We start from the raw sequence: 12,352 nt of genomic DNA on the forward strand, positions 1-12,352 counted from the left end.
CCAGAGCCGAAAGCTCAAAAATTAAATCTTATTTTGCCCACTAACTTAAGTAATCATGCAGAATAAGATTTAATTTATGTGTTTTAGAGAACAGACAACAGGCACAAGGTAAAGAGTGCTAAAATGTTTTTAACAGCCATGGACATGTATTTTTTCTAAAGCCCACCGCCGAAAGCCCTTACCTGAAAGCCCAAAGAACAATCTTAAATTTTATTTTGCTCACTAACTTAAGTTATTAGGCAAAATAAAATTCTTCTGACTTTCGGTCGTGGTCTTTGGACAGAAGCATGTCTTTGGTTATAAAAAAACATGTTAAAACTATTTGCCTAAAGCACACAAATAGAAAGGTAAAAGGGTTTGTTTATAGGTAAGGTTCGGAGGTTAGTGTGTAAAATAAATGTAAAAAAAAGTAGTATCAAACAATCCAAACTTAAAGCATTCTCGTAAATCTATTTAAAGACATCAATCAATAAAATATTATTTATGAAACAGCTTCTGTTCCCAATGGTTTTGCCAAAAGCAAATACTATATTTTCAGCTCGAGCTCAAAATATGGAAGTTTTTGGACGAACGTCCTCCCTATCTTGCTAAGGTAGAAGACCGATTAGATGCTCCTAGGCGCATAATCGTTAGTGATTGTAAAGTTACCTCACAGGCCCAATTACGACAGAACCTATATTATTTGAACATTAGCTTACTGTATTAATTTTTCGAAACAACCTTGATTTTAAGTAGTTTAATCATAAAAGTAAAGTCACACAAACCAATGTCCACAAATATTACAAGGCTTTGGGGAGATAGAAACGTCGATTGAAATCATCAAAAACGACTGGAATTTATCTCACCAAATAAATAGGTGTGGTTTAATAATGGGTAATGTGCAAAGGGCTTTCAAATCTGAAAGTCCTTTGTTTTTGGATAGTTAAAACAAATACTTTCTTTATCTTTGTTTGAGCCCTATCCAATACCCAATATAAACTAGCTTATTTGACAATCTTATGTAATATTTGCTTCCCATTATTAATTCAAGATACTATTAAACACACCATTATGTCAAAGCGAAAAACAGTCATATCAGAAGACTCATTGGTGGCTTTACTCAAAAGTAGAGACCAGCGTGGTTTTTCGATTCTGTATGATAATTACTCCACGGCTTTGTACGGGGTAATACACAAGATTGTGCACTCCGAAGAGGTCTCTGCTGATGTTATGCAGGATTCCTTTGTGAAAATTTGGAAAAATATCGATGCCTACAATCAATCAAAGGGGACTTTGTTTACCTGGATTTTGAATGTAGCTCGCAATACTGCCATCGATAGAATTCGCTCTCAAGAGTATCAAAACTCACAACGAAATCAAGACTTAGATTCTACAATTAATTTGATTGATAATCAAGGCTCTACTCAGTTTGATATAGATGCCATTGGTATAGGTAAAGTTGTCGAAAAATTAAAGCCAGAGCACCGTCAAGTAATTGATTTGTTGTATTTTAAAGGCTATACGCAAGAAGAGGTTTCCAAAGAATATGGCATTCCATTAGGAACTGTGAAAACACGTGTGAAGTCCGCTATCAATCACTTGAGAGAGTTCTTTGTAAGTTTTTCATTGGTGATTTTAGCATGGTTATCCTAGTTTATTCTAATAAATCGATGCTACTAAATCCAAAAGTTGGATCTTTTCCACTATCAAAAAAATAAGAAAATGAATATCCAAGAATATATAGAATCAGGTATTTTGGAAAGCTACGTGCTCGGAAGTACCACCGCCGAAGAGGCCGAGGTGGTAGAGCAATTAGCCCAAGCCTACCCAATAATTCAACTTGAAATAGATGCTATCCGAGATAGCGTTGAAGAATATGCCCTAAAGTTTGCTAAAACTCCCCCTCCAGAACTAAAAACAAAAGTGATGAATGCGCTTTTGGAGTTGGAGGAAATCCAAAATGTGAATACCCCACCACAGACAGCTACTCCAGAGACTAATTTGGTAAGTTTTACTCCCGAAAGTAAAAAATCATCATTCTCATTTGGATATGCGGCCTCTTGGGTATTACTCGCCATGAGTGTATTAGCTAACTGGTTTTTGTATAACAACTGGCAAAAATCTGAAGATAAGGTGGTTGCATTAGAGTCTCAAACGCAAATTTTGGCTAGTAGCGAACGAGCTCTAAAGGCTAGTTACCAAGAGAATATCAATATCTTGCTCAACCCAGAAACAAAAAGAGTTCAATTGGGAGGACAAAAACCAGCTCCAGAGGCTCAGGCAGTTGTTTATTGGAACTCTGCCACTCAAGAGGTGTATTTGTCTTCGGTCAAATTACCCCTTGCGCCTGAAGGAAAACAATATCAGCTTTGGGCCATTGTAGATGGAAAACCCGTGGACGCAGGGTTGCTAGATAATCCAGAGACTTTCGAAAAAATGAAGTCATTGGGTAATGCTCAGGCATTTGCGATTTCGCTAGAAGCTAAAGGTGGTAGCACTACCGAGGCAGGCCCTAAAGGCGAAATTTTTGTACTTGGAAATGTATAGGTTTAAAGTTGAAAATAAATTGAGTGTAAAAACCTCGCAGGAAAATTCTTGCGAGGTTTTTGTTTGAATAGCGAATAAATCGCAACTTCACAAAATACTTGATTCCTATAGTTGACTATGAAAAAGCATTATGCCCAAAGGATATTGATACTTTTTGGTATTGTATCTATTCTCGAATTGTATTTTTTAATTTTCCCATCTGAAAACTTTCCTATTCGGTATTTTACCAAACCCCTACTATTGCCCCTGTTGATACTATATGACTATCTAAATCAACAAGATAGAAAGCCATTTTTCTCTGTATTTCGAACGGCCCTTGCTTTTGCATGGCTCGGCGATGTGCTCTTGATGTTACCCAATGCTTTTGTGCCGGGGCTTCTAGCATTTTTGGTAATGCAGCTCTTGTATAGCAAGATTTTCTGGCAAGATTGTGTAACTCCCCGAAAGGGTTTTGTTTTTCGTCACCCTTGGATTTTATTGCTATTGGTGGGCTATCATCTGATGATTATGCTACCTGTTTGGCCACATTTAGGTACTATGCAAATACCAGTATTAGTATATTCAATCGTCATAAGCATTATGGTTTTAGCTGCAATTAATCGATTAGGAGAGGTGCCAAATGTTTTAATAATTGCTATCGGTGCGGTCTTGTTTATGGTATCCGATAGTCTGATTGCGATAACCAAATTTGGTTCAGACTTTGCCTATAGTGGTTTTTGCGTGATGCTAACTTATATCGTTGCGCAATATTTGATTGTGGTAGGTAGAAGTAAGTTATAAGAAGTTATTCGTTAACAGTGTATCGGTTATTAGTGTAAACTCATCAAGAGAAGGATACAATCAATATGTTCTGCCTACAAATTATCAATTTAGTATTTTCTTTTACTAATGATAAAATAATTAAAAAGTGGTAGGTCGAGCGTTTTTAAGCTTCTAGTTTTTCTCGCCTAAAACCATATTTTAAAAAAAATAAAAAAATATAGGGGATATATACTAAATAGTTGTCATAGAATTGATTAAGAGTAATTAAAGAGAGTGTTATCTTAAAACGACATTTAGGAGCTTAGAGGCTTTTTTTTAGATTTAGAATACCTTTTATAACTAATAGATGCCGTTTAAAACTAATTGCTTAAGAACAGAAAGTGAAGCTTTGTAACTTTGTGATGTCTTGATTAAAATTGTTTTTTTTAATCAAATTGATTTTCTTTAAACTTAAATCCATCACAAGCTCTTGGCCTTGCAACTTACTGATACCGACATACTCGAAGCGATTCGACAAGGAAATGAACGTGTTTTTGAAGTAGTATTTCGAAAACATTATCAAGCCTTGTGCAATTATGCTTTTGGCCTACTCAAGGATATGGACGATGCTGAAGAGATTGTTCAAGGGATGTTTTTGAAGCTCTGGGATCAACGCCAAGATTTAGAAATAACCGTATCTCTTAAGTCATATCTATATCGGGCTGTGCATAATACTTGTCTAAATCGTATTAAACACCTCAAAATACAAGACAATTATCGTCAGCACGTAGGTGATTTTTTAGAAAACAACCATGTATCCGCCACAGACGAACTCTTTAAAGCGGAGTTGGAAGCACGAATAGCCGAAGCTATAGAGAAGCTCCCAGAGCAGTGTCGATTAATTTTTCGGATGAGTCGTTTTGAGGAATTAAAATACCAAGAAATAGCCAACGAACTTCATCTGTCTATTAAGACTGTTGAAAACCAAATTGGTAAAGCCCTAAAGATATTAAGACAAGAGTTGGCTGAATACCTCCCAAGTATTGCGTGGCTAGGTTTTTGGTTGTTTACCACTAATATATAGATTCTTATTTTTACCAAGCACGTGATTCTTGGTTTAGATTATTATGGCAGAAAATCGAAATATAGACGAACTTTTAGCTAAGTATTTGGCTGAAGAAAGCCCAGAAGAGGATTTTTCCGAAATCCAAAATCATCTGAATGAGCTTCCTGATGGAAATACGGTCTTGGAGCATTCCAAAATGATTTGGGATGCCAGTTCTGCATTTCAACAAAAGAAAACTTGCAATGTTGACGCTGCTTGGCAAAAAGTCAAACAACAAATGTCATGTAATTCCAATTTGGAAGATAATTTACCTAAAGTTCAATTTCAAGAATCTACATCTCAGGTTCGTCCTCTACCTCAAAAGCAAATCATTTCATTTCAACGAATCGCAAGTATTGCGGCTTCGGTGCTGGTCATCTTTGGGGTATTCCTATTTATGTATTTGAAGCCAACAGCAGAGTCGTTGCCGCTTCAAGAATCCATTGCCAAAGAACAACCTCTTAATTATACCTTACCCGACGGGACGAAGGTAAATTTGAATAGAGGTTCAAAAATTTCATATCCAAATGCATTTGAAGGGAAAACTCGGGAGGTTACTTTACAAGGAGAGGCTTTTTTTGATGTAGCTCACGATGCCCAACACCCTTTCATTATTCATGCCCAAGGTGCCGATATAAAAGTACTTGGTACTTCTTTCAATGTTAATGCTTATTCAAAACAAGTGAAAGTATGGGTAAAAACAGGTAAAGTACAAGTCAAAAAATCGTCTTCAATACTTCAATTACTACCAGGACAACAAGCCGAGATTCGTGGTGACGAAGTTGTTCGTGCCGCAGATATCGAGGTAAATCCAACAAAAGAGATTTCTCAAAGTTTCAATTTTGAGAATACATCACTCTCCGATGTTGCTAGTACGCTCGGCCAAGTTTATGGCGTAAAAATTACCCTTGCCAATGAGGCAATGAATCATTGCAAACTCACCGTGAATTTCGAAAAAGAGTCTTTGGAGAATATTCTTGCTGTAATTGCTACCACTTTTGATATAAATGTACAAAAGCAAGGTCAAAATTTTGTTTTGGAGGGAAAAGGTTGCCAATAATTTCCTAATTTTGGTACCTAAAAACTCTCTTTAAACAACTTGAATCTATGTCTTTTTTGGGTGTAAAAAACATACTTGCATATTTGATTACTTCGGTATGCTTGTTGGTACGCACCAATGTTTTTGCACAAACTGCTAATCTAGATCGTGTCGTTTCTGCACGCTTTTCAGATGCCTCGGTCGGAGAGGTGTTAGGGTATTTATCTAATCAAGGTAACTTCAAATTTTCGTATAATTCATCGCTTATCGATGAAGAAAAGGCCGTTGAACTGGTTCTAGTGAATAAAACTATTCGCGAAGCTATCGGGCTGCTTTTTAAAGGCACTATCCGATACAAAGTTCAAGGTCAGTATGTGATTTTGCTCAAAGCGGAGCGGGCTCCTGTATATATTACTGGCTTTGTGCACGACGCAATTACAGGAAAAAAACTTCCCAACATCTCTATTTATGAGCGAAATAGTTTGACTTCGGCAATCACCAATCAAAACGGATTTTATCGTATCAAGCTCAATCATACCAAAACCATTTTTAAGCTCACCGTTTCTGGCCCCGACTATGAATCACAAACCGTAGTTATGAAACTTCTACAGTCAGAAACGAAGGATTGGGAGCTTCGACCAAAGGTTAAAACCTTGGAGTTGCCTCATGATGATAACTCACCTTTTTTTCCGCAATTGGCAGATTCTCTGGCAATACCTCATGAAGTATCTATTTTAGTTCCAAATGTACCAAACAAAGGTCTTGTCTTGTCAGAATACAGCACGAGCCAAATTACAGATAATATTTTTCCTATTTATAAAAAGGATACAAATCGCTTGTTTCGTTTTTGGGATGAAATCAAATCACGTTTTAGTAAAATGATGATTGCCCGTTCTCAACGAATTCATGACAAAAACGTGACAGATACGCTCTATCGTCCTTTTCAAATTTCGTTACTACCCTTTCTCGGCACCAATAAATTACTTTCGGGTAGTATCGAAAACCGAGTTTCGGTAAATATCGTTATGGGGTATTCTGCAGGAGTTCGCAAAATGGAATTTGGTGGCGGTTTAAATGGGGTTCGCCGTAACATGAATGGTTTTCAGTTTGCAGGAGTTGGAAATATTGTAGGTAAAAATGTAACGGGTGTACAAATGGGAGGGGTGTTTAATACCGTTTTGGGCGAAACGCAAGGCGTAGCGATGACATTAGGTTGGAATCATACTTGGAAAAATATGCGTGGTTTACAAGCTGCAGGATTGATGAATATTACGCATAAAGAAACCAGAGGCGCCCAGTTGGCAGGGGTGCTCAATGTGACAGGTAAATTAACCAAAGGCATACAAATGGCTCCTACGCTAAACGTGGTCTTGAAGGAGTCAAAAGGATGGCAAGTTGGGCTATTAAACTTTGCTCATAAAATCACGAAAGGAGGGCATCAGATTGGCTTTTTAAACTTTAGTGATTCATCGGCTACTGCACCAATCGGCTTTTTGAGTTTTGTGGGTAAAGGGAATGGTTACAAAAGGTTTGAAGTGGCCATAGATGAGATACAATCGGCCAATATAACTTTCAAAACGGGAGTCCCTGCTTTTTACAATATCCTGACATTGGGATTTAATTTTGTTCGCGCCTACGAGCTTGCCAATATAGGATACGGATTTGGGCGCGCCTACAAGCTAGGAGGTAGATGGATGATGAATACCGATGTGACGAGTGGCCTGATGATTGAGTACAATCAATATGGAGAAGTAAACCAAGGTGTTTTATGGCGTTTTGATTTAGGTTTCGAAAAGTTTTTGGCACGAAATTCTACGCTCACCTTTGGGCCATCCATCAAGGCGCTAGTAATAGACCCCGCCAGATCATCATATACCAATGGCAAGCCATTCAAAAATATGCCAACTTATCAAGCCATTCGTTCTACAGAAAGATTTACGCTTTGGTATGGCTTCCAAATGGGATTGCGCATCAAACAACGATATGGAGACTAGTGGAGTTTGGAGTTGTGAGTGCTGAGTGAGGAGTTATCCTTTGTCCTTGCCTAAAATATGCTCAAGGCTTTCAGGTAACGGCTTTCGGCGGAGGGCTTTGAAAAAAGCATGTCTTGGGTTATTAAAAACATGTTAACACTCTTTGCCTTGTGCCTGTTGCCTTTTTTCAAACTACTTCTATAAAACAAAAAAGGTGTCGAATTTTCGACACCCTTGTTGTATGATTAAGAGGCTAAAAGGGTTTTCTTTCAAATAATTTCTAGAAAACCGATGGAACCTCAGCTATAGAATTTTCCGATTATTTACCAGATTTTTTCTTAGCAGGTTTTGCAGGAGCAGCAGGAGCAGCATTTTTGGTTACTGTTGGTACTGGAACCACAGCAGGAGCCGCTTCAGTTGCTGTGCCTTTTGGAGCAACCTCACCTTTGATTGTCAAAGCAATTGTTGGAGTTTCTGAGTTACTGATAACTGTAACTGTTTTGTTGAAAGCACCCGGACGACCAGTAGAGTTGAAAGAAGCAGTTACTTTACCTGTTTTTCCAGGGAGTACTGGTTCTCTTGTCCAATCTGGAGTTGTACATCCGCAAGAAGGTTGAGCATTAGAAATTACTACAGGTGCAGTACCAGTGTTAGTAAATTCAAATGTGTAAGTAGCCTGTGTTCCTTCTTCGATTTTACCGAAATCATGACTTTCGGTCTTGAATTTGATTACTCCTTGGGCGTTTGCCAATGTCGCAGTGAACAAAAATGCGAAAAGGAAAAATAGTTTTTTCATTTGAACAAAATGTTTAGTTGTTATTAAATAGCTTTACCAGCTTTCGTACTAAATATACGAAAAAGTAAGGAATTTGTTTCCGCGAAACTTATTTAAAAGACCAAACTAATGAGTTTTAAGCGGATTTTATTCTAAAAAAAAACTGAAAAATTATATTTTCTTGAAAAAAGTATAAAATAATACAGATTCAAAATATTACTTCAGTTTTTCTTGAGCGAAACGATTTATTCCAAAACAAAAGTAAACTACTTTAAAAGGTTGGCAAAATCTTTGAGAACCTTTAACAAATTATTAACAACTCTCCAAAAAATCAACTGTTTGTTATACTAATTAAATTATCTTATTTTTGATACAGCTTTAAGTCAAAGAGAAAATGTTTGGAACCCGATAGTGAGACTTAAACACACCATCAATTGTATCTTTAATTCTATTTTTATCAACCCGAAATTGCCGTGTTGGAAAACGAACTACTGTCAGAAACGATTTTATTTAAAAGAGAGTCGGTTATCGAGGATTACCGTCTTGCACGTATCAGTCGCGAATGTTCTTTGCTAGTTAGGAAAGAAGTATTTGCAGGACGTGCCAAGTTTGGTATTTATGGTGACGGAAAGGAGCTAGCCCAAATTGCCCTTGCCAGAGCTATGAAACCTGGAGATTTTGTTTCTGGATATTATCGTGATCAAACAATTGTTGCTGCCGTTGGAGACATGACTTGGCAACAGTACTTCGCGCAGCTATATGGACACCCTGATAAAGCTCATGACCCGCATACAGGTGGGCGTACCATGAACAACCACCATGCTACGCAATGGCTAGATGATAAGGGACAATGGGTGGATCAAACCAAATTGTATAATTCAGTAGCAGGAATATCCTCAACAGCAGGGCAAATGCCTCGTGCAGTGGGTATAGCTTACGCTTCTAAACTCTATCGTAACCTTCCTGAATTGCAAGGTGAGGTTGCTGCTAAGTTTTCGAGAAAAGGTAACGAAATCTGTTTTTCAACGATTGGTGATGCCTCTACCTCTGAAGGAATGTTTTTGGAGTGTATCAACGCCGCTGGAGTTTTGCAAATACCTTTGGTAATGGCGGTTTGGGATGATGGTTATGGTATTTCGGTGCCAACACAATATCAAACGACCAAACATTCTATTTCAAAGGCATTGGCAGGCTATCAACGTACTGAGGAAGAAGCAGGCCTTGAGATATTCGCAGTAAAAGCATACGACTATGCAGGCCTGATTGAGGCTTTTCACAAAGCAGCCCAGCTGGCTCGCGAAAATCATATTCCTTCTCTAATTCATGTAGAAGAGGTAACTCAACAACAAGGTCACTCTGCCTCTGGCTCGCATGAGCGTTATAAATCGCCCGATCGTTTACAGTTCGAAATAGATTTTGATTGTAATATTCATTTTAGAAAATGGATTCTCGATAACGAGTTTGCAAAAGAGGAAGAATTGTTGGCGATTGATCAAGAAGCCGTAAAAATTGCTCGTAAATCACAAAAAGATGCTTGGCAAGCCTACATGGATTCAATAAAACCTGAGAAAGACGATGCTCTTTCCTTATTGAATCAGGCGGCTGCCGAAAGTACCAATGGAACGGCAATCAAGCAAATTGTAGAAGAACTTCGTAAGACGATAAATCCTATTCATCGCGACAGTGTGGTAGCAGTTAAAAAAGCTTTACGATTGCTAAGATTCGAAAACTTTCCGGCTAAGCATGGTTTAATCGAATGGCTTGAAAAATCAGAGGAATCCAATTTTGATCGTTTTAATTCGTATCAGTTTTCACTTTCGGACGAGTCACCTCTCAAAGTCACACCACAAGCCGCCATATATGCAGAGGACGCTCCAATGCTAGATGGCCGTGAAATTTTAAATAAAAACTTCGACCATTGGCTTGCTTCAGACCCTCGTGTCTTTATTATTGGTGAAGACGTAGGTAAGATTGGTGATGTAAACCAAACGCTTTCAGGTCTACAAGAAAAATTTGGCGAGTTGCGTATTACCGATACGGGTATTCGTGAAATGACCATTGTAGGACAGGGAATCGGTGCAGCAATGCGTGGTCTTCGTCCAATCGTAGAAATTCAATATTTAGATTATATCTTTTATCCTTTTGCAACCTTGTCCGATGACTTGGCTTGCTTGCATTATCGTACTAAGGGCGGACAAAAAGCGCCAATGATTGTTCGCACACGTGGACACCGTCTTGAAGGTATCTGGCATTCGGGTTCACCGATGGGAGTCTTGTTAAATGGTTTGAGAGGAGTTCATTTATGTGTGCCTCGCAATATGACTCAGGCCGCTGGTATGTATAACACACTGTTGCATGGCGATGACCCCGCTATTGTGATAGAATGTCTTAATGGGTATCGTCTCAAAGAAAAACTTCCTACCAATTTATACGAAACACGTGTGCCTTTGGGCGTACCAGATATCCTTCGAGAAGGTAGCGATATTACTATTGTTACTTACGGCTCAATGTGTCGTATTGTGCTGGAAGCTGCCAATCAATTAGCGCAGGTAGGTATTGAGGTTGAAGTGGTAGATATCCAGACTTTATTACCGTTCGATTTAGGACACAAAATTGTTGAGTCAATCAAGAAAACTAATCGTGTGATTTTTGCAGATGAGGATATGCCGGGAGGTGGTACAGGTTATATGATGCAAGAAGTATTGGACAAACAAAATGCGTATCGTTGGTTAGATTCGAAACCTGTTTGTGTTTCGGCTCAGCCACATCGCCCTGCCTATACGTCTGACGGTGATTACTTTTCAAAACCAAATGTAGAATCTGTTTTTGAGGCAGCATACTCAGTTATGGCAGAGGCTCAGCCAAAGCGTTTTCCTAAGATTTATTAGTTTTAATACCTTTGAGGTAAAACTAAGTCATTAATTTTGAGTGAAAATAGTTGATAAATAGCAAGTTGTACTCATTTTAGCTTTTGGACTTTACTACAATGCTTAAGATTCGGTAAGATTATTCTTACCGAATTTTTTTGTAAAAAACGCTTTAATAGAAGTCTATTTTACAAGATTAATCAAGGTATAGAGGGATTCATTTTCCAAAAAAAATGGTTTACTCTATAAAATCAGTATTTTATAGAGTAGTTTTGTAGTAATTGTCTGGAGAGGTAAAATTTCAGGACTAAAATTTTATCAAAAACTCTCCAAATGATATTATTCTGTACCAAATTATGCAAAAAGGAGCAAACAGTACATATTGGGGAAATATCAAAGAGGGAATAAAAACATCTTTGAAAGGGTTGTCTTTGTCATTCAAGCATTTTAAAGATGCCCGTCAGAGTCGTAAACCTATTTTTGTGGATGACCCACAGTATTTTGATCAAAAAACAGGGATTGTCACTACTCAATATCCTTATGAACAACTACCCGTACCCGACAATGGGCGTTATCAGTTGCACAACGAAATGGATGATTGTATTGTGTGTGATAAATGTGCAAAAATCTGTCCTGTTGATTGTATCGAGATAGAGCCCATCAAAGCAACCGGTGTGGTGAGTTATGCTTCAGATGGCTCGGCTATTCGTTTGTATGCTGCCAAGTTTGATATCGATATGTCAAAATGTTGTTTTTGTGGCTTGTGTACAACGGTATGTCCTACCGAATGTCTGACCATGAAAAAGGAATATGACTTTTCGGTATTTGATATTACTGAACACAATTTTGCCTTTGGAAACCTTACAGAGGAACAAGCCGACGAAAAGAAAAAATTGTATGAGCAGTATATGCTTGAGAAAGAAGCATTCAAAAAAGAAACTGCTGCTCAGAAAGCAGAACCGAAAGTTGCGCCAAAACCAGCATTCAAGCCTGCAGCTCGTCCTGTAGCTAAAACTGAGACTCCAGATGAGTCTTCAGCGGATGCTACTGCCGAAGCCCCAAAACCAGCAACTAGACCTGCTTTTAAACCAAAAATGAAGGTTGAAAGCGATGAGTCTAAACCTACTACAGACGAAACTTCTACGGAAGATACGCCAAAACCAGCAGCTCGTCCAGCATTTAAGCCTAAAATGAAGGTTGCACCTTCAATCGAATCGCCTGTTGAAAATACAGCAGAAGGTACAGATGAAAATGCTACAACGGCGGCTGATGAAGTAAAGCCCGCTCGTCCAGCTTTCAGACCGAAGTTTAAGCCAGCCACAAAGC

At 38.2% G+C, this 12,352-nt stretch carries 9 protein-coding genes; 8 read left to right on the top strand and 1 reads right to left on the bottom strand.

The features are described 5' to 3' along the window. Window positions 1-1,050 precede the first annotated feature (1,050 nt). From ACOVQ4_RS14280 to ACOVQ4_RS14305, 6 genes are all read left to right on the top strand, one after another. Window positions 1,051-1,632, top strand: a complete 582-nt coding sequence (locus ACOVQ4_RS14280) for an RNA polymerase sigma factor (protein ID WP_421821304.1) — start codon at window positions 1,051-1,053, stop codon at window positions 1,630-1,632. Between the two features lie 69 nt (window positions 1,633-1,701). Then, window positions 1,702-2,526, top strand: a complete 825-nt coding sequence (locus tag ACOVQ4_RS14285; RefSeq protein WP_421821305.1) for an anti-sigma factor — start codon at window positions 1,702-1,704, stop codon at window positions 2,524-2,526. 117 nt (window positions 2,527-2,643) lie between these two features. Beyond that, a complete protein-coding gene (locus ACOVQ4_RS14290) occupies window positions 2,644-3,306 on the top strand; it encodes a lysoplasmalogenase (RefSeq protein ID WP_421821306.1) in 663 nt (220 codons plus the stop codon). A 457-nt stretch (window positions 3,307-3,763) separates the two neighbouring features. After that, a complete protein-coding gene (locus tag ACOVQ4_RS14295; RefSeq protein WP_421821312.1) occupies window positions 3,764-4,351 on the top strand; it encodes an RNA polymerase sigma-70 factor in 588 nt (195 codons plus the stop codon). A gap of 43 nt (window positions 4,352-4,394) precedes the next feature. Beyond that, window positions 4,395-5,432 carry a FecR family protein gene (locus ACOVQ4_RS14300; RefSeq protein WP_421821307.1) on the top strand — a complete coding sequence of 346 codons (1,038 nt, stop codon included), beginning with the start codon at window positions 4,395-4,397 and terminating at the stop codon, window positions 5,430-5,432. A gap of 47 nt (window positions 5,433-5,479) precedes the next feature. Beyond that, a complete protein-coding gene (locus ACOVQ4_RS14305; RefSeq protein ID WP_421821308.1) occupies window positions 5,480-7,405 on the top strand; it encodes an STN and carboxypeptidase regulatory-like domain-containing protein in 1,926 nt (641 codons plus the stop codon). Between the two features lie 298 nt (window positions 7,406-7,703). Here ACOVQ4_RS14305 and ACOVQ4_RS14310 read toward each other — a convergent pair whose 3' ends face one another. After that, the gene (locus ACOVQ4_RS14310; RefSeq protein WP_421821309.1) at window positions 7,704-8,180 is read right to left on the bottom strand and encodes a DUF1573 domain-containing protein; all 477 of its coding nucleotides are present in this window, start codon (window positions 8,178-8,180) and stop codon (window positions 7,704-7,706) included. Window positions 8,181-8,632: 452 nt separating this feature from the next. On the opposite strand from ACOVQ4_RS14310, the gene ACOVQ4_RS14315 reads away from it, so the two are divergent. Continuing rightward, on the top strand, window positions 8,633-11,047 hold the full coding sequence (locus ACOVQ4_RS14315; protein ID WP_421821310.1) for an alpha-ketoacid dehydrogenase subunit alpha/beta: 2,415 nt from the start codon (window positions 8,633-8,635) through the stop codon (window positions 11,045-11,047). Between the two features lie 335 nt (window positions 11,048-11,382). Then, the coding region (locus ACOVQ4_RS14320; protein ID WP_421821311.1) for a 4Fe-4S binding protein at window positions 11,383-12,352 on the top strand (970 nt) is incomplete at its 3' end.

The organism is Flectobacillus sp. (genome assembly GCF_049240685.1).
In the GTDB taxonomy this organism is placed as follows: domain Bacteria; phylum Bacteroidota; class Bacteroidia; order Cytophagales; family Spirosomataceae; genus Flectobacillus.

What these genes read in the sequence shown, in the direction of transcription:
- ACOVQ4_RS14280 (WP_421821304.1), top strand. Translation starts at nt 1,051, where the DNA reads ATGTCAAAGCGAAAAACAGTCATATCAGAAGACTCATTGGTGGCTTTA.
- ACOVQ4_RS14285 (WP_421821305.1), top strand. Translation starts at nt 1,702, where the DNA reads ATGAATATCCAAGAATATATAGAATCAGGTATTTTGGAAAGCTACGTG.
- ACOVQ4_RS14290 (WP_421821306.1), top strand. Translation starts at nt 2,644, where the DNA reads ATGAAAAAGCATTATGCCCAAAGGATATTGATACTTTTTGGTATTGTA.
- ACOVQ4_RS14300 (WP_421821307.1), top strand. Translation starts at nt 4,395, where the DNA reads ATGGCAGAAAATCGAAATATAGACGAACTTTTAGCTAAGTATTTGGCT.
- ACOVQ4_RS14305 (WP_421821308.1), top strand. Translation starts at nt 5,480, where the DNA reads ATGTCTTTTTTGGGTGTAAAAAACATACTTGCATATTTGATTACTTCG.
- ACOVQ4_RS14310 (WP_421821309.1), bottom strand. Translation starts at nt 8,180, where the DNA reads ATGAAAAAACTATTTTTCCTTTTCGCATTTTTGTTCACTGCGACATTG.